General features: G+C 60.0%; 16 protein-coding genes. 9 read left to right on the top strand and 7 right to left on the bottom strand.

Annotation, left to right across the window (positions count from 1 at the left end):
• Nucleotide 1: 1 nt before the first annotated feature.
• The 4 genes from PspS49_RS00285 (at nucleotide 2) to PspS49_RS00270 (ending at nucleotide 5,520) form a co-directional block, all read left to right on the top strand.
• Nucleotides 2-880 carry an endonuclease/exonuclease/phosphatase family protein gene (locus tag PspS49_RS00285; protein WP_007911779.1) on the top strand — a complete coding sequence of 293 codons (879 nt, stop codon included), beginning with the start codon at nucleotides 2-4 and terminating at the stop codon, nucleotides 878-880.
• Nucleotides 877-2,946 (top strand): diguanylate cyclase, encoded by a 2,070-nt coding sequence (locus PspS49_RS00280; protein ID WP_160037658.1) that lies wholly within the window; start codon nucleotides 877-879, stop codon nucleotides 2,944-2,946. Before PspS49_RS00285 ends, PspS49_RS00280 begins: the two co-directional genes overlap by 4 nt.
• Nucleotides 2,947-3,047: 101 nt before the next feature.
• Nucleotides 3,048-3,830, top strand: a complete 783-nt coding sequence (locus PspS49_RS00275) for an N-acetylmuramoyl-L-alanine amidase (RefSeq protein WP_127925307.1) — start codon at nucleotides 3,048-3,050, stop codon at nucleotides 3,828-3,830.
• A gap of 76 nt (nucleotides 3,831-3,906) precedes the next feature.
• Nucleotides 3,907-5,520, top strand: a complete 1,614-nt coding sequence (locus PspS49_RS00270) for an EAL domain-containing protein (protein WP_174245092.1) — start codon at nucleotides 3,907-3,909, stop codon at nucleotides 5,518-5,520.
• On the opposite strand, the gene PspS49_RS00265 is transcribed toward PspS49_RS00270, so the two are convergent.
• Both PspS49_RS00265 and algB read right to left on the bottom strand, forming a co-directional pair.
• Entirely contained in the window at nucleotides 5,517-7,307 is a 1,791-nt protein-coding gene (locus tag PspS49_RS00265; protein ID WP_137218428.1) for an ATP-binding protein, read from the bottom strand. The genes PspS49_RS00270 and PspS49_RS00265 overlap by 4 nt on opposite strands.
• Before the next feature lie 10 nt (nucleotides 7,308-7,317).
• Nucleotides 7,318-8,664, bottom strand: a complete 1,347-nt coding sequence (gene algB / locus PspS49_RS00260; protein ID WP_025112294.1) for a sigma-54-dependent response regulator transcription factor AlgB — start codon at nucleotides 8,662-8,664, stop codon at nucleotides 7,318-7,320.
• A gap of 427 nt (nucleotides 8,665-9,091) precedes the next feature.
• Between algB and PspS49_RS00255 the strand changes: the two genes are divergently transcribed.
• From PspS49_RS00255 to PspS49_RS00235, 5 genes are all read left to right on the top strand, one after another.
• Nucleotides 9,092-9,376: a hypothetical protein gene (locus tag PspS49_RS00255; protein ID WP_127925304.1), complete on the top strand. Its 285-nt coding sequence runs from the start codon at nucleotides 9,092-9,094 to the stop codon at nucleotides 9,374-9,376.
• Nucleotides 9,377-9,449: 73 nt separating this feature from the next.
• Nucleotides 9,450-9,614, top strand: a complete 165-nt coding sequence (locus PspS49_RS00250; protein ID WP_003177151.1) for a DUF1328 domain-containing protein — start codon at nucleotides 9,450-9,452, stop codon at nucleotides 9,612-9,614.
• 2 nt (nucleotides 9,615-9,616) lie between these two features.
• Nucleotides 9,617-10,081, top strand: a complete 465-nt coding sequence (locus PspS49_RS00245; protein WP_150749941.1) for an inhibitor of vertebrate lysozyme family protein — start codon at nucleotides 9,617-9,619, stop codon at nucleotides 10,079-10,081.
• A 702-nt stretch (nucleotides 10,082-10,783) separates the two neighbouring features.
• Nucleotides 10,784-12,115 (top strand): glutamate/aspartate:proton symporter GltP, encoded by a 1,332-nt coding sequence (gltP, locus tag PspS49_RS00240; RefSeq protein WP_007911792.1) that lies wholly within the window; start codon nucleotides 10,784-10,786, stop codon nucleotides 12,113-12,115.
• Nucleotides 12,116-12,313: 198 nt separating this feature from the next.
• The gene (locus tag PspS49_RS00235) at nucleotides 12,314-13,543 is read left to right on the top strand and encodes a spore maturation protein (protein WP_007911793.1); all 1,230 of its coding nucleotides are present in this window, start codon (nucleotides 12,314-12,316) and stop codon (nucleotides 13,541-13,543) included.
• 117 nt (nucleotides 13,544-13,660) lie between these two features.
• Here the strand turns inward: PspS49_RS00235 and PspS49_RS00230 are convergent, their stop codons facing one another.
• The 5 genes from PspS49_RS00230 to PspS49_RS00210 are packed head-to-tail and all read right to left on the bottom strand — an operon-like array spanning nucleotide 13,661 to nucleotide 18,255.
• Nucleotides 13,661-14,287 (bottom strand): ABC-type transport auxiliary lipoprotein family protein, encoded by a 627-nt coding sequence (locus PspS49_RS00230; protein WP_150749939.1) that lies wholly within the window; start codon nucleotides 14,285-14,287, stop codon nucleotides 13,661-13,663.
• Entirely contained in the window at nucleotides 14,284-15,222 is a 939-nt protein-coding gene (locus PspS49_RS00225) for an MlaD family protein (protein ID WP_127925302.1), read from the bottom strand. Before PspS49_RS00225 ends, PspS49_RS00230 begins: the two co-directional genes overlap by 4 nt.
• 1 nt (nucleotide 15,223) lies before the next feature.
• Nucleotides 15,224-16,027, bottom strand: coding sequence for an ABC transporter ATP-binding protein (locus PspS49_RS00220; RefSeq protein ID WP_007911797.1), 804 nt, complete (start codon nucleotides 16,025-16,027; stop codon nucleotides 15,224-15,226).
• Entirely contained in the window at nucleotides 16,024-17,172 is a 1,149-nt protein-coding gene (locus tag PspS49_RS00215; protein ID WP_127925301.1) for an ABC transporter permease, read from the bottom strand. Before PspS49_RS00215 ends, PspS49_RS00220 begins: the two co-directional genes overlap by 4 nt.
• A 54-nt stretch (nucleotides 17,173-17,226) precedes the next feature.
• Nucleotides 17,227-18,255, bottom strand: a complete 1,029-nt coding sequence (locus PspS49_RS00210; protein ID WP_127925300.1) for a DUF5924 family protein — start codon at nucleotides 18,253-18,255, stop codon at nucleotides 17,227-17,229.
• Nucleotides 18,256-18,335: the final 80 nt, after the last annotated feature.

Raw genomic sequence — 18,335 nt, 5'->3', positions numbered from 1 at the left:
CATGCGCCGCTGGAAGTCTGAACGCATCGTTGGCCTGCATGATCCGCAGGTCAACGAGCATCACCTGGAGTCCACGGGCCTGCCCGCAGACCAGCGTCTGCGCTTGCTCAGTTTCAATATCCAGGTCGGCATCAGCACCGAGCGCTATCGACATTACCTGACCCGCAGCTGGCAGCACCTGCTGCCGCACAACGGCCGCTCAGGCAATCTGCAAAAGATCGGTGACTTGCTGGGCGACTTCGATCTGGTCGCCCTGCAGGAAGCCGATGGCGGCAGCCTGCGTTCGGGCTACGTCAATCAGGTGGAACATCTGGCGCAGCTCGGCGCCTTTCCCTACTGGTATCAACAACTCAATCGCAACCTCGGCCGACTCGCTCAGCACAGCAATGGCGTGCTCAGTCGCCTGAAACCGTCGGCGATCGAAGATCACCCGCTGCCCGGGCCGAAAGGTCGCGGGGCGATTCTGCTGCGTTTCGGCGAAGGCCCGGAAGCGCTGGTGGTGGTGATGATGCACCTGGCCCTTGGCGCGCGAACCCGCAGCCTGCAACTGGCCTATATTCGTGAGCTGATTGGCGGTTACAAACACCAAGTGTTGATGGGCGACATGAACACCCATGCCAGCGATCTGCTACAACATTCACCGTTACGCGATCTCGGCCTGCTGGCCCCGCAGGTGGAAGCGACATTCCCCAGCTGGCGCCCTCAGCGCTGTCTTGATCATATTTTGCTCAGCCCGACCCTAACCCTGGAAAAGGTCGAAGTGCTGGCACAACCGATTTCCGATCACCTGCCGGTCGCGGTAGAGATTCGTCTGCCGGGTTCGCTCACGGCCGATGCATTGCCCGCGTTGAGTCCTGCCCCTCGCGGAACCCCTGAATGAGCGACGACGCCCAGCGCTGGAAAGAGAAGTACCTCAAAAGCATCGAACAACAGGACAAACTCGAACGCCGCTGGGCCGCCAGGCTCGATTTGCTGCGCCGCGGCCTGGTGCGCAGCACGCTGGCGGCCGAAGGCACCGATAAAGTCGTTGATCAGTGCATGAAAGAGATGCGCGACGTGGTGCGCACCGATGACATGGACGCCGGCCTCGCCGCCCTCCTGCCGCGCCTGGAAAAAGCCGTGCTCGATTCCGAGCAGCGCCGCGAAACCCGCATCGATCAGGTCAGTACCGCGCTGACGTCGCTGGTCACCCAGTTGCAGGCTTTGCCGCTGCCGCGTGAGGTCGCCCAGCCGCTGAAGAAATTCGCCAAACAACTGGATGGCCGCGTCGGTTCGGCGCGGGAAATGCCATTGCTGTTAAGTGAGCTCAGTGGTTTGCAGGGCAAAGCGTTAAGTCAGTTGGACACCCCGGCAGAGCCGGGTCGCCCGGGATTGTTGCAGCGTCTGTTCGGTAGTCGTGACAGCGAAGCGCCAGCGACAGAATCACCCGCGCCGCTGCAAGCCACGCCGCCGCAACCGCCTGCCCCACCGGCGCCCGAACCAGAAGCCGCACAGCCCGCCCCTGTCGCCGTGATCGAAGCCATGACGGCAGCGCCTGCCATCGAAGCTGTGGTGTCCGTCGAAACAACGACGCCAGCCGCCCAGGCTCATTTGGAACCGGAACCGGCAGAGGTGGTTAACTTTGTACCACCCACGGTCGTCAGCAAAGTCAGTAGCCCTGCGGTCGAACCGCAGGCTGAGCACATCGAGCCCGAGCCTGTTTTCGCCGCAGCTCCAGCTCAGACGCCCATCGCGCCCGCCGCCATCAATCCTGATGAGCTGATCCACCCCGGCGACCCGGCACCGCTGATCCTCGACAGCCTGCCGCTGCCCGAACCGATTGCCCAGGCGCTGGCAGCCATCGACCCGGAACAGCCCGAGCACGACATCCTGTTCGCCTTGCCGGATACCCCGGAGCCGTCTTACAGCTCCGTGGCCAAACACATCGAAGACACCCTGATCGGCCTCCTCGACGACCTGACCCTGCCGGAGCGCCACCGTCCGCAAGCCGAAGCCATGCGTGAAAGACTGAAACATGGCTTGAACTGGTACGAACTGATCCCGATCCTCGACGATCTGGCGACGTTGATGCTGGCGATCACCGACAGCGGCCAGCACGAATTCGAAGCCTACCTGCAACAGCTCAACGAGCGCCTCGAAGCGTTCCAGAGCAATCTGCAAGCCGCCAGCGAAGGGCATGCCGACAATAGCTCGGCGGCGCGGGCAATGGACACGCAGATCCGCGAGCAAGTCGACGGTTTGCAGACCAGCGTGCAGGAAGCGGCGGATCTGGAAGACCTCAAGCATGTGCTGGAGAACCATCTCGAGGGCCTGCTAGGCACCATGGACCAGCACCAGAAGCAGCGCGACGCTCGCGAACAGGAAGTCGCAACGCGGCTGAAAAGCCTGTCCGAGCGCGTGGCGCATATGGAGCAGGAAGCCCAGGGTTTCCGCGAACATCTTGAAGTACAAAGACAGAAAGCCCTGATCGATCCGCTCACCGGCCTGCCCAATCGCGCTGCGTGGAGCGAACGCCTCGAACATGAAATCAAGCAGTGGCAGCAGCACGGCAACACCCTGAGCCTGGCGATGCTCGATCTGGATCACTTCAAACGCATCAATGACAACTACGGCCATCTGGCCGGCGACAAGGTGCTGAAAATCGTTGCCACCGTGCTGCGCAAACGCCTGCGCGGCTCCGACTTCATTGCGCGTTTTGGTGGTGAGGAATTCGTACTGCTGCTACCGGCCACTCCGCCTGCAATCGGTGCGAAATTGCTGGAAACGTTGCGAGCGGCAATCGAAGCCTGCCCGTTTCACTTCAAGGGTGAGCGAGTGACGATCACCATCTCCATGGGACTGGCAACATTCCGCGCTGGAGAACACAGCGATCTGGTGCTGAAAAGAGCCGATCAGGCGCTTTACCGCGCTAAAAATGCAGGACGCAACCGGGTCGAGCTGGGCTGAGCAAATTGTTCCATTTTGTTTAAATCCGCCCGCTGACCGTCGAGACGCAAGGCAGTACGTTACACTGTTGCATTACTGTCTTGCGTGTACTGCCTTCTGCCATGAAATTCTTTACCCTCCTCGCTTCGCTGCTCGTTCTGGCCGGTTGTGCCAGCGGCCCGCGCTACAACACCAGCCATCCTTCGGCCAATTACGACAGCCGCATTCAGTTTGTGGTCGTGCATTACACGTCGGCCTCGCTGGAGCGCTCGCTGCAATTGCTGACCCACGGCGAAGTCAGCAGCCATTACCTGATCGGCGACGACAAGAGCGGCACTGTCTACAAGCTGATGGATGAAAACCAGCGCGCCTGGCACGCCGGCGAAAGCCAATGGCAGGGCCGCACCTGGCTCAACTCCAGTTCGATCGGCATCGAAATCGTCAACCCGGGCTTCAAGGACACGCCGACCGGACGCCTGTGGTATCCGTACAGCGAGGCGCAGATTCAATCATTGATCGTCCTGCTCAAGGACATCAGCAAGCGCAACGGCATCAGCCCGCGACACATCATTGGCCATAGCGACATCGCGCCGCTGCGCAAGCTTGATCCAGGACCGTTGTTCCCGTGGAAACGCCTCGCCGCCGAGGGTTTGGGCCTGTGGCCAAATGAACAAGCCGTGGCGCGCCAGCAAGCGCTGTTCAACAGCAGCGAACTGCCGAGCATCAGCTGGTTCCAGGCACAACTGGCGCACTTGGGTTATGACACGCCGCAAACCGGCGAACTGGACGTTGCGACGCGCCACGTCCTCGCAGCCTTCCAGATGCACTTCCGGCCTTCGCGCTTCGACGGCACGCCGGATGCGCAAACGGCAGCACTCTTGCTTGTGCTCAATCAGACAAAATAATGACGCCCGCCCGACGGTCAGGGCGAAATCGCAATCAGCAGCTATAACTCATTGGTAATTCTTCGGATATTCCATGATGGTTGCTACCCGAGAGACACTGCGTAGCTGGTTTTATCGCCCGTGGTTTTTGGCGATGATCGCGGCTGTCCTCAGTGCCTGCCTGCTGATCGCAGGTGGAATGTTCGTGGCAATGCGTCAGGTCGAGCAAAGCGAAAGTCAGGAAATGAACGCGCAAGGCGAACGTTTCCTCGCCCGCCTCGAACAATTGTTCGGCCAGTTACGCGAAAGTCTCGACGATCTCGAAGCCCAGCCGCTGCGCAGTTGTGACGATGAAATGATCGCCACCTTGCAGCAAGTCACCTTCAACTATCGCTTCGTCTACGAAGCGGCTTACATGGACGCCTCGCGGATCTGCTCCAACCGCCCGCGTCAGGAAGGCCTGTCGGTTGTCCGCGCGCCGGACATCAAAGGCCCGACTTACAGCTATTGGCTGAACACCACCACTGAACCGGATGAAAACCGCGCAGCCCTGATGCTGGGTCGCGGCAACTTCCGCGTGGCCACCTCGCGCGGGCACCTGACCGACATGGTCGATCTGTCTCCCGGCAGCAGCCTGCTGGTGGTACTCGATCACGGCACCCGGGCCATCCCGGTGCTCGGCATGGCGCAAGCCTGGCCGCCCACGGAACACTGGCCACCGAAAAGCCGCGATGCCTTGCAAGTCACGCAAACCCGGCTGATCTACCGCATGCCCACCAACAACCCGGAATATCAGCTGGTGCTGATCACACCCAGGACCGGAATACATATTCCCGCTATCTGGTGGTGGATGATCCCGGCGTGTGTGCTGCTCGGCGCATTTCTGGGGTTTTTCGTTTTCCTGCTGGTGCGCCAGCGCCAGTCGCTGGACGCGGAACTGCACGGCGCGATTCGTCGAGGCGAGTTGCAGGTGCTCTATCAGCCGATCTTCGATCTCGACAGTCGCAATTGCGTCGGCGCCGAAGCATTGCTGCGCTGGCGCCGCCCGGATGGCACGCTGACCAGCCCCGATCTGTTTATCCCCATGGCGGAAAATACCGGGCAGATCCGCCAGATGACAGACTTTGTCCTCCAGCGTTTGCTGGAGCAACTGGGTCCGGTGCTGCGGGCCAATCCGCAACTGTATATCTCGGTCAACCTCGCCGCCTGCGACGTGATGGTGCCGCGCATCGGCCAGGTCATGGCGCGACTGCTTACACTGCACCGGGTGGCCGCACGGCAGATTGCCTTCGAAGTCACCGAGCGTGGCTTGATTGATGTGGTAGTGGCGCGGGAAAACCTGCAAGCGCTGCGCGATGTTGGCCATCAAGTGTTGATCGACGATTTTGGCACCGGCTATTGCAGCCTCGCCTACCTGCAAACCCTGCCGGTCGACTGCCTGAAAATCGACAAAGCCTTTATCGACGCCCTCGGCCATGACGCGGCGAGCAGCGGCGTCGCCCCGCACATCATTCACATGGCCCAGGCTCTGGATCTGAAGGTGATTGCCGAAGGCATCGAACTGGAATCACAGGCCGAATTGCTCAGCAGCGAAGGCGTCAAGTTCGGCCAGGGCTGGTTGTTCGCCCATGCCCTGAGCGCAGTGCAGTTCATTGAGCTGATTACGCGCGGGCGACGCCTTGCCGGGCGCCGTATGGATGATGAAGCCTAGACGGCAAGCGCCATATAGAACTGCGTGCCCTGCCCCGGCCTCGAATAGACGCCCATCCGCCCGCCATGCAGCTGGACGATTTCCTTGCATAGCGCCAGACCCAGTCCGGCGCCGCCCTTCTTGCGCCCGACCTGCACGAACGGCTCGAAGATCCGCCCCTGCTGGCCGTAAGCAATACCTTCGCCATTGTCTTCAACACTGATGATCACCCGCTCACCATGTCGACGCGCCTGCAAGCGGATCTGACCGTCACGGGCGGTATGGCGCAGGGCGTTGTCGATGAGGTTGTCGAGTACGCGATCGAGCTGCGCCTGATCGGCCTGCAAACGTGGCAGCGGCGCCTGTACTTCGACATTCAGGGCGATGCCCTTGGCCGCCGCCGAATCGGCAAAACGCAATTGCGCCTGCTCCAGCAAATCTTCGATGGAGCACGGCGCCAGCGTGAGTTTCTGCAGACCGTTCTGATAACGCGAAAAGTTAAGCAAGTCGTTGATCAACTGCATCAGACGCTGCATTTCCTCGTTCACCGTGTCGAGCAGATCTGCCTCGCGGGATTCCGCTGGAAACTTCGCCCGCTCACGGAACAAACCGAACGCCATGTGCATACCGGTGACCGGCGTGCGCAGCTCATGGGAGGCGCGCAAGACGAATTCACTGCGCACCCGCTCAAAGGCGCGCTGCTCGGTGACATCGTGCAAGACCATCACAGCGCCGAGGATATGACCTTGCGTGTGGCTGACGGGCGTCAGGCTGTAGGTCAACAACCGTGATTCGCCATCGACCTCGATGCTCAAATCTTCCGGCGCCCGCTCCAGAGTGCCGCCGCGCAAGACCAGTTGCAGTTGCGCATCCAGCTCGGGCCGCCCAAGCGCCGTACCCAGTCCCTGGCCGAGACGATCATCATCCCAACCCAACTGCCGCTGGGCGACGGGATTGAGGTGCTCCAGATTCCCCTGACGATCGATCATCAGCAAGCCGTCATCGATGCTGTCGAGCACCGCCTGCAAGCGTTGCTGGCCCGCGAGCAATTCATCGACGTTGGTCGCCTGATGCTCACGCAGCGCTTCAGCCATCAGGCCGAAGCGTTTGGTCAGCAGATTCATCTCCATCGCCGAGGAAATCGGCAGGGTTACTTCAAAATTGCCTTGGCCGATATTGTCCGCCGCTTTCGCCAGCGCCTCGATCGGCGCGCCGAAACGCCTGGCAATGCCGTGGGCCGTAATGAAACCGATGATCAGCACCGCCAATCCGACAAATCCCAGCAGACCCGCAATCAACAAGGCACGGTCACGCGCCTCACGCTGTACCGCGTTGATGTTGTCCAGCGCATGCTTGTGTTCGGTGATCAGCCCGTTACGCAGCGTGTTGAAACGCTCTCGAAAGTCGGCGCTGCTGCTCATCGAGCTGGCCGGGTCTCGGGACAAATCGAAAGCTTCCAGGAAGCTCAGATAATCCGCTTTTGCCCGACTGAAGCCGTATAACCGGCCATCGCCCTTTTGTTCTTGGGCGATGCCTTGGTCCAGCAACTCGAAGTAATGCTGCTTCGACGCTTCGAACGCCACGGGATCAGGCTTTTCCGCGAGCATGATGATCAGTTGATCACCCAGCGTCTGCCGCAACTTGAGCCCCAGATCCAGAGTGACGAAGTTGCTGCGCACCAAGGCCTCTTGAGTACCGGCCATCTGCATCACGCTGACCAGCCCGAGCAGCAGCCCGAGCAAGGCCACAGTGATCAGCGCGGAAATGCTCAGGAACAAGCGTGTCCGCAACTTCATCGCCAGTTTCATCGTCGATCGCTCACAGGTTGTACTGCTTGCGCTTGCGGTACAGGGTCGAAGCATCGATGCCGAGGGTTTTCGCCGCCTGATCCAGCGTACCGGCGGTGGCGAGAACCGCGCCGATGTGGGCTTTCTCCAATTCGTCGAGGCTCAATGCCGCACCGACTCTTGGCGCATTGTTGGCCGGTTGTTCGGCCATGCCGAGGTGGCTGATTTCCACGCGTTCCTGCGGGCAGATGATGCTCGCCCGCTCGACCACGTTGCGCAACTCGCGAATGTTGCCCGGCCAGCGGTAGCCGAGCAGTGCTTCACGAGCCTCGTCGCTGAAGCCTCGTGCCGGACGCGCGTACTCTTTGACGAAGCGCGCGAGGAAACGGTCGGCCAGAGTCAGGATGTCCTCGGCACGTTCACGCAGTGGTGGCAGGTGCAGGGTGATGACGTTCAGGCGATAGAGCAGATCTTCACGGAAACGACCGTCACGAACCATGTCTTCAAGGTTGAGGTTGGTTGCCGCCAGAATGCGCACGTCAGCGCGACGGGTGACCGGATCGCCTACCCGCTCATATTCCTTGTCTTGAATGAAACGCAGCAACTTTGGTTGCAATGTCAGGGGAAAGTCGCCGATCTCGTCGAGAAACAGCGTACCGCCGTCCGCTTGATTTACCCGACCCAAAGTGCTTTCGCTGGCCCCGGTAAAGGCGCCACGGCTGTGACCGAACAGCTCGCTTTCCATCAGTTCGGCGGTCAACGACGGGCAGTTGATGGTTACGCAGGATTTCTTCTCGCGTTTGCTCCAGCCATGAATCGCTCGGGCCAGCTCACCTTTACCGGTGCCGGACTCGCCAAGAATAAGAATGTTGGCGTCAGTGCTGGCGACCTGGCGGGCCGTTTCCAGTACCACTTTCATCGCCGGGCTGTGGGAATCGAGACCGTCTTTCGGCTTGCGGATCTCTCCTTCCAGCGCCTCGAGGCGCGCCGACAGTTGGCGCACTTCCAATTGCTTGGCGGTGGCCAGACGCAGTTGATCCGGGCTGCATGGCTTGACCAGATAATCAGCAGCGCCGGCCTGGATCGCATCGACGGCAGTATCGACGGCCGAATGCGCGGTCACAATCACCACACGCATCCAAGGCGCCTGAATACGCATCTGCGCCAGCACGTCGAGACCGTTGTCTTCGCCCAGACGCAGATCAAGGAAGCACAGGTCGAAGACCTGCCGTTGCAGTAGGGCGTCGGCCTGAGCCGCGCTGTTGGCGGTGGCAACCGTATAGCCCTCGTCTTCGAGGCAATAACGGAAGGTACGCAGGATGGCGGATTCGTCGTCCACCAGCAGAATGCGGCCTTGATGCTCAGTGGCAGATTCCATTTTTCCTACGCTCCATAGTGATTGGTCTTGGGTTAGTCCCGGAAAAATCGGGCAAGTTGCATGGTTGATTCTGAACGATGCCAGCCATAGGAGGGTAGCCCTCTCCTGCCTTTACGGCCAATACGTTGATTTTGTTGGTTTTTTAAACAAATTCCGATTTGCAGGGCATTCCCTGCGTACTTTTCTGACATCTGCGCCCTGCTCTCAATTCCATAAGAATGAAATCTCCTACGAAAAAATCGTGCATTGCGCACGATCCCAGATGGCCCATCGTGCAGGATGCGTCGCTAACGCTTTTCGACAAGCTTGTAACATATTGATTTTATTGAATATTTTTCATTGAAAAAACTGGCATGCAGGCTGCAATACCTCATTCAGCCCGGGCAGATACGAACTGCCCCAACCGAATAAGAGTGAGGAACCCAGGATGACTCGCCAACGTGCCGCCCAAGTGCGTATCTCGCCACTGCATATCCAGCAAGGTCTGTTTGGCGTACTTGCGCTGTTGATCACCCTGATCGCCTGCCAGCAATACCTGCGCTGGGAAAACAGCCAGCAGGTTGAGCCGCTGATCTCGATCCAGCACAGCACACAAACGCACTTCAGCGCCGTCAGCAGCAGCCAGGCCGAAAGCGCCTCGATGCGCATGATGGATGTCGATCAGGCGCAGCCGCTCGATCAACTGCCACGTGAAGAGCGTTGGGTTTTCTGACTGATTGAATGAATTCGGGCGCGCAGCGCCGGGACACGCACCACCCCTAAATAGAGAAGTAAGGAGAATCACCATGTTGAGCTGGGCAATTACATTCTTGATCATTGCCATCATCGCTGCAGTACTGGGCTTCGGTGGTATCGCGGGCACCGCCACGGGTATCGCCAAGATTCTCTTTGTCGTGTTCCTGGTGATGTTCATCGCTTCCTTCTTCTTTGGCCGTCGCGGCCGAGGTTAACGATGAGTGCTTTGAAGACACTGGCAGCCGCCCTGCTTCTGGGCGGTAGTGCCATGGCGATGGCGGCCAATGATGGCCAGACGCGGGTCAACGAACTGTTGAGTTCCGACCCGCAATACCGGGAAACCTGGGAAGGCGTGGTGAAGAAGGAAGAGCGCCTGCCGGAATGGGTGATGAACCTGTCCGGCACGCCTGACCAACAGATGAATGCCGTGACTGAAGATGGCGACCAGTATCTGGTCGGCCCGCTCTGCGAATCCGCAGACAAGTGCCTGAACCACCGCTTGATCGTCGCGTTCAGTTTCGACAAGAAAGATGCTTACGCCATGCTCGTTGATGTGCCCGAGGGACTGCCCGCGGACAAGTCGCCAACGCGACATGCCACCTACCGCTTCCTCGGCAAACCCGACCAGGGCATGCAGGCTCTTTTGATGGAAACCCTGAAGAAAGATCCGAAGTGGTACTGATCTGAACATGAAGGCAGCAGCCCTGCTGCTTTCCATTGTGCCGACCTGAGGAAGGCTGGCGCATGACCAGGGGGCCGGGACGTTCTGACTGTTGCAGGGTCGGAGTGACCTACGGGTACAGGGAGTGCCTGCGCAAGGGCCGGGTCAGGGTAAAAGCTGCGCCGCAGGTTCGCCGACCCACAGCGGTTCGACGGACTTGCGCTGAGCTTTCAATCAGACAAAACATTGATCCAGAGCGTCCAGCTCGTTGTTTTTATCGCTGACACTGCGCGCGAAAACATTACGCGGTGTTTCCTGGCGACCGTATATCGACAAAAAAACCGCTTGAACAGTAGGACTTCTAGTCTTGCCACGTAGGCTTTTTCCCAAGATTTTTGTCGATTTTTCTCGTTCAAAAAATAATCAACCTGCTCTGTGATGGCCGGTTCACGGCACTTATGCCGGCCGAAATGTCACAATCGAACCGGTTGGGACGCCAGTTTCATTTAAAAAAGCTCATGCCGATTCGGCATAGGGTAGGCGTTTACGGCATTAGACGGCGCAACCTTGCATCGGAATAGTTGCGCCTTTTTTCGCCTGCCGAAGAGCCGTAATCACGCGCTTCGGGGCACCTTATACGGAGGCAGATGCACAGACTTTTCCGCTAAAGAGCGTTCCAGTTCCTGCATGTGCCTGAGTCAAACGCAAGTAAGGGTAAAGATAATGAAGAAGGCAAAACTTAGCCTCGCCTGGCAGATCCTCATCGGTCTGGTATTGGGTATTGCAATTGGTGCGTTGCTCAACCACTTCAGTGCCGAGAAAGCCTGGTGGATCAGCAACGTCCTGCAACCAGCAGGCGATATCTTTATCCGTCTGATCAAGATGATCGTGATCCCGATCGTCATCTCCTCCCTGATCGTCGGCATTGCCGGCGTGGGTGACGCCAAGAAGCTCGGGCGTATCGGCCTGAAGACGATTATCTATTTCGAAATCGTCACCACCATCGCCATCCTCGTTGGCCTGGTATTGGCAAACGTGTTCCATCCGGGTGCCGGCATCGACATGAGCACCCTGGGCACAGTGGATATCTCCAAGTACCAGGCGACCGCCGCCGAAGTACAGCATGAACACGCGTTCATCGAGACCATCCTCAACCTGATCCCGTCGAACATCTTCGCGGCCATGGCCCGCGGCGAAATGCTGCCGATCATCTTCTTCTCCGTGCTGTTCGGTCTCGGTCTGTCGAGCCTGCAGTCGGACCTGCGCGAACCGCTGGTGAAGATGTTCCAGGGCGTCTCGGAAAGCATGTTCAAAGTCACCCACATGATCATGAACTACGCGCCGATCGGCGTGTTCGCCCTGATCGCGGTGACCGTGGCCAACTTCGGCTTCGCCTCGCTGGTGCCGCTGGCCAAACTGGTCATCCTGGTTTACTTCGCCATCGCCTTCTTCGCCTTTGTGGTGCTGGGCCTGATCGCCAAGATGTTCGGTTTCTCGGTGTTCAAGCTGATGCGCATCTTCAAGGATGAGCTGGTACTGGCCTACTCCACCGCCTCGTCGGAAACCGTGCTGCCACGCGTGATCGAGAAGATGGAAGCCTACGGCGCACCGAAAGCCATCTGCAGCTTCGTCGTGCCGACCGGTTACTCGTTCAACCTCGACGGTTCGACCCTGTACCAGTCCATCGCCGCGATCTTCATCGCTCAGCTGTACGGCATCGACCTGTCGATCAGCCAGCAGCTGCTGCTGGTCCTGACCCTGATGGTTACCTCCAAAGGCATCGCCGGTGTACCGGGCGTGTCCTTCGTGGTGCTGCTGGCGACCCTGGGCAGCGTCGGTATCCCGCTGGAAGGCCTGGCGTTCATCGCGGGTGTCGACCGCGTTATGGACATGGCCCGTACCGCTCTGAACGTGATCGGTAACGCGCTGGCTGTGCTGGTAATCGCACGTTGGGAAGGCATGTACGACGATGCCAAAGGCGAGCGCTACTGGAACTCCCTGCCGCACTGGCGCAGCAAGGAAAAACTGCCAGCTGGCGAAATTTCCAAGAACTGACACAAATCCCTGTAGGAGTGAGCCTGCTCGCGATGAGGGCTGTACGTTCAACATCTCTGTTGTCTGATACACCGCCATCGCGAGCAGGCTCACTCCTACAGTGGACCGAGTCAGCCATACGAACCCCGGAGAAATCCGGGGTTTGTCGTTTCTGGCGACCCCGCTATCATTCGCCGCATTCTTCGGGGGATTTGACTGATGCTTAATGGCCTGTGGCTTGGCTTCTTCATCGTGGCAGCCGTGTCGGCGCTGGCGCAGTGGCTGATCGGCGGCAACGCCGGGATCTTTGCGGCGATGGTGGAAAGCATTTTCGCCATGGCCAAGCTCTCGGTCGAGGTCATGGTGCTGCTGTTCGGCACCCTCACCTTGTGGCTGGGCTTCCTGCGCATTGCCGAAAAGGCCGGGATCGTCGAATGGCTGGCCAAGGTGCTCGGCCCTCTGTTTCTGCGGCTGATGCCGGAAGTCCCGGCCGGACACCCTGCCCTCGGCCTGATCACGTTGAACTTCGCCGCCAACGGTCTGGGCCTCGACAACGCGGCCACGCCCATCGGCCTGAAAGCCATGAAGGCGCTGCAGGAGCTCAATCCCAGTGCCACCATCGCCAGTAACGCGCAAATCCTCTTCCTGGTGCTCAACGCCTCCTCCCTGACCCTGCTGCCGGTGACGATCTTCATGTACCGCGCACAGCAAGGCGCGCCGGATCCGACGCTGGTGTTCCTGCCGATCCTGCTGGCGACCAGTTGCTCGACGATTGTCGGCTTCCTCTCGGTGGCGTTCATGCAGCGTCTGCGGATCTGGGATCCGGTGGTGTTGGCCTATCTGATTCCCGGCGCGCTGATTCTCGGTGGCTTCATGGCGCTGCTGGGCACCCTGTCAGCAACCGCTTTGGCGGGATTGTCGTCGATCCTCGGCAATCTCACGCTGTTCGGGCTGATCATGCTGTTCTTGCTGATCGGCGCGTTAAAGAAAGTGAAGGTTTACGAGGCGTTCGTTGAAGGCGCCAAAGAAGGCTTCGATGTCGCGAAGAACCTGCTGCCGTATCTGGTGGCGATGCTCTGTGCGGTGGGCGTACTGCGTGCTTCCGGGGCGCTGGACTTCGGGCTGGACGGCATTCGTCATCTGGTCGAGTGGGCCGGCTGGGACACGCGGTTTGTCGATGCGCTGCCGACAGCGATGGTCAAACCGTTCTCCGGCAGCGCGGCGCGGGCGATGCTCATCGAAACGATGAAGACTTCAGGCGTCGACAGCTTCCCGGCGCTGGTCGCGGCGACGATTCAGGGCAGTACCGAGACGACGTTCTATGTGCTGGCGGTGTATTTCGGCGCGGTGGGCATTCAGCGGGCGCGGCATGCGGTGGGCTGTGCACTGTTGGCAGAGTTTGCCGGTGTGGTCGGGGCTATTTTCGTCTGCTACTGGTTCTTCGGCTGAACAAATATCCAATGTGGGAGCGAGCCTGCTCGCGAAAGCGGTTTGTCATTCACGTTGATGTGTCTGACACGACGCCTTCGCGAGCAGGCTCGCTCCCACAGGGATTGGTGTTGGGGCTTAAGGTCTTTGAGGGGCGAGCTTTTGGCCTTGGTCGACGGCCCACGCGACGACCTTGGTGGTCAGGCGATCACTGGCCTGACCAAACCCGGCGACCACCGCTGGCACCTGCACATCGCTCAACGGCTGGCGCTCTTCAAAGCGGCGACTGGCCAGGATGCGCTGGTCATAACCGCGCACCAGCAACGCATCGACGCGCACCACAACGCTGGCCTGTGAGCCTTGGTATTCGGTCTGAAACGCCTGCAAACTCCCACCCAATTCCAGATCCGCGGCAAAGTTGCTGTCATCGGTACTCAGCAACGTCACCCGACCATCACGCGCAAACCCGTCGAGCAAGCGATTACGCACCAGCACCGGCGCCGGATCACTCCAGCGCGAGCCCTTGTAGCTGCTGATCACATCGCCCTGAGGAATCACCGCAATTGTCGGCCGGTTCAAAGCCTCACTGGCCTGCAACTTGTTCAGCCGCAGCGACCACGATTGAGCCGACGCCGAACTGGCCGAGGCGGGCGTCTGTGCGGTTGGCAGGCGATAGACATCCGCCGGCTCGGACTTGGGCAGAATCGAACAGGCGCTGATCAAGGAAAAACCGGCAGCGAAGAGGGCGAGTCGAGTCAGCTTCATGGCGTGAATTCCTTGTTCTTGTCACGGCCCAGCAGGTAACCGCTGGGATTGGCCTCAAGGCGTTGGGAAATAGCGCGCAACGAGGTCAGCGTCTCACGCAGTTCGCGGATCGCCGGGGCCAGGCCATTGAGGCCCTGCATGCCGTTGTCGAGGGAGTTTTCGTTTTTGCTCAGCAAAGTGCTGATGGTGGTCGTGCTTTGTTCCAGCGACTTCATCGCCTGCTCGGCGCTGCCCAGTGCCTGTTTGCCCTGGTCGTTGATCAAACCGTTGGCGTTGCGCATCAGCAGCGACGTCTGTTCGAGCATGCTGCCGGCCTGTTTGCCGACGGTCGCCAGTTGCTGCATGGCCTGCTTGATATCGCCGCGCTGATCGTTGATCGTCCCGGTGGTTTGCTCCAGATGGGCGAGCGTCTTGCTGACGCGGTCAACGTTTTCGGCGGAGAACATCTGGTTGGCGTTCTGCAGCAGCGCGGTGATCCCGGTCATCAAATCGTTAGAGTCATTAAGCAGTCGCGAGATAGGCGAGGGTGAGGCGACGATGGTTGGCAGATTGCCGTCGTGACCACGGAGCTGCGGACTCTCGGGCGTGCCACCGCTGAGCTGGATGAGCGATGTGCCAGTGATCCCGGCCAGTGCCAGTTTGGCCTGTGTGTCTTCTTTGACTGGCGTGTCACCGGCCAAACGAATCCGCGCCAGCACGCGCCGTGGATCTTTAGGATCAAGGCGCAGGTTGATCACGTCGCCGACCTTGATCCCGCTGTATTGCACCGGGCTGCCCTTGGACAAACCGCTGACCGCCTCGCTGAAGACAATTTCGTAATCCTTGAACTCAGTGTCGACGCTCGACTTGGCCAGCCACAGGCCGAAGAGCAGGGCGCCTGCCACGACAATCACTGAGAACAGGCCGATCAACACATGATGGGCTCGGGTTTCCATGTCAGACCTCGTTGAGCAATTTGGCGGCGTCCAGCGCCGAGCGGCCGCGCGGGCCGTGGAAGTATTCGTGAATCCATGCGTCATCGGTTTCCGAAACGACATCGATCGGCCCCGCGACCAAGACCTTTTTCTGCGCCAGCACCGCCACGCGGTCGGTAATGGTGTAGAGCGTGTCGAGGTCGTGAGTCACCAGAAACACGCTGAGGCCGAGTGCATCGCGCAGGGTCAGAATCAGTTGATCGAACTGCGCAGCGCCTATCGGATCAAGGCCGGCAGTCGGCTCGTCGAGAAACAGAATATCCGGATCCAGCGCCAAGGCCCGCGCCAGCGCAGCACGCTTGATCATGCCGCCGGACAGCGACGCCGGGTATTTGTCCGCCGCCGACAGCGGTAATCCGGCCAACGCCAGTTTCACTGCCGCCAGGTGCTCGGCATCGTTGCGGCTGAGGCCCGCATGTTCGATAAGGGGCAGGGCGACGTTCTCGGTGACCGTCAGCGAGGAGAACAGCGCGCCTTTCTGAAACAGCACGCCGAAGCGTCGCTCGACCAGCGAACGCTCATGCTCGGACAGGCTCGGCAGGTTCTTGCCAAACACTTTGACCATGCCTTCGCTGGGCCGGCGCAAACCGACGATGCTGCGCAGCAACACCGATTTGCCGCTGCCGGAGCCGCCAACCACGGCGAGAATCTCGCCTTTGTACAAATCCAGATCGAGATTCTCGTGCACGCTCTGGCTGCCGAAACGATTGCACAGGCCACGGACTTCGATCACCGCCTCCGAGGGCGCGCGGGGTAGACGACTCACCAGCCCATCTCCATGAAGAACAGCGCGGCCACCGCGTCGAGCACGATCACCACGAAAATCGATTGCACCACGGCAGACGTGGTGTGTGCGCCGACCGACTCGGCACTGCCGCTGACCTTGAAGCCTTCCAGGCAGCCAATCGCGGCGATCAGGAAAGCGAAGATCGGCGCTTTCACCAACCCCACCAGAAAATGCTGGATGCCGATGTCCGATTGCAACAGTGTCAGGAACATCGCCGGCGAAATATCCAGCGACACCGCGCAGACCACACCGCCGCCAATAATCCCGCAGAGCATCGCAAGAAACGTCAGCATCGGCAGCGCCACCAGCATCGCCAGCACACGCGGCACCACCAGCAGCTCCATCGGGTCGAGGCCGAGGGTGCGGATCGCGTCGATTTCTTCATTGGCCTTCATCGAGCCGATCTGCGCGGTGAAGGCACTGGCGGTGCGCCCGGCCATCAGGATCGCCGTGAGCAGCACGCCGAATTCACGCAAAAACGAGAAGCCCACCAGGTCCACGGTAAAAATCGTCGCGCCAAAACTGGCCAGCACCGTAGCCCCGAGAAACGCCACCACCGCACCCACCAGAAAGGTCAGCAACGCCACGATCGGCGCGGCGTCGAGGCCGGTCTGTTCGATGTGCGCGATCATCGGCGTGATGCGCCAGCGTTTGGGCCGGAACAGGCCACGGGCGATGGTTTCCAGGATCAGGCCGATGAAACCCAGCACTTGCAGGGTGTCTTGCCAGACCGTTTCCACGGCGCGACCGATCCGGGTCAGCAGTTGCACGCTGACGCTGACTTCCGCCTCCTTGATCGGCACGCAGAAATCAGTCATCGATTGATACACGGTTTGCAGCAGCGCGCGGTCGGCGGAGGAGAGCGTGCAATCGGGGTGTTCGGCGGATTTGCCGAGACGCTCGGAGCCGAGCAGTTCGACCAGCAACGAAGCGCCAGCCGTGTCGAGGGCGCCGAGGCTATTCAGATCAATCGGCGTGTTGGCGTCGTACTGGCCGTGGAGCTTTTCGCTCAGGTGCTTGAGCTCGGCGTAATGGACAAGCGTCCAGTCCCCCGTGACCCGCAGGCGGGCAGGGCTGATCGACGTGTCCAGTTGGGCATTGCCGCTGATCGAGCTGCTGGTCATAAGCTCCGTGCTTGTTCGGCTATTAGGCGAACTAACGTAATAGCACGAACGCGGTTACTTTTCTTTGATCGCTGTGCTGTCCGTCACTTCGAAACGCAGCACGCCGATCACCTGGCCATCCTCGGTCAGCACCCGCACCTGCCACTTGCCCGCCGGATTGCCGGGGAAGTTCTGCTTGTGCGTCCACGCCCGGTAGCCTTCCTTGCGCCCGCCATGGATGTCGAGGGCAATGCGGTCGACCTCTTTGCCGTTGAATTGCCAGACGTGATAAATCCGCTCATCGAGCCCGCGCGGCGCATTGATCGCGGTGTAGGCGTAGAGGCCATCACCACGAATCTGTTCGGCGCTGACCGTGTCGAGGCTGGCACCGGGGGTGCGATCCTGCATTTGCGTGCTGATCGCCACATCGGTCATCCACAGCGTCGCCGGCGGCACCCACGAACGCAGCGCCCAACCGACGCCGCCGATACCGACGGTGATGCACAGGATCGCCAGCGCGTTGCGCAGTGTACGGATCGGGAAGATCGACGCCAGACTCGGGAACGACAACAGCACGGCAATGCCCAGTGCCCATTTGAAGCTCTGCGCGGTGGTCAGGTGCATGATCACCGGCAACGCAGTGAGCAGGGCGGCGAACAGGGTCAGCGTGTGCAGCGCGAGAAACGCCCAGCGCCGGGGCGCCAGCCATTTGTAGTAGAGCGGATCGACGATGGAGATCAGTGCGGCAACGCTGAGCAGACCGGTGAAGAACAACTGGCCGCTGTTCCATGTCGTGGTGATGAAGAAGAATGGCAGGACGAAAAACAGGCTTTCCTGATGGATCATCTGCGTTGCGTAACGCAGCAGCGGCTGGGGAATCTCGCGTTTGAAGATGCGGGTGAAGAGGCCGGTCAGGGTGTTTTCCAGCATCAGCCAGATCCAGCTGAGCAGCATGATCACGGTGATCCAGCTCGCCAGCCCTTGCTGACGATCGACCATGATGAAACTGCCGACTCCGGAGATGAAACCGCCAAGCGCAATGACCCCGGGATAGCGCTTCATCAGTTCGAGAAGGCGCTGGATCAGGAGCTGTATTTTTGGCATTTGGGCGGTTCACGACTGGATAGGAAAAAACCTCGACAGAGTAGCGCCCGCCGGGCGCTGTGGCGAGGCTGCCGGTCAGT

Origin of the sequence: Pseudomonas sp. S49 (assembly GCF_009866785.1) — a bacterium.
GTDB lineage: Bacteria > Pseudomonadota > Gammaproteobacteria > Pseudomonadales > Pseudomonadaceae > Aquipseudomonas.
Note: the sequence above shows the minus strand (reverse complement) of the source record. Positions and strands in the feature narration are given on the sequence as shown.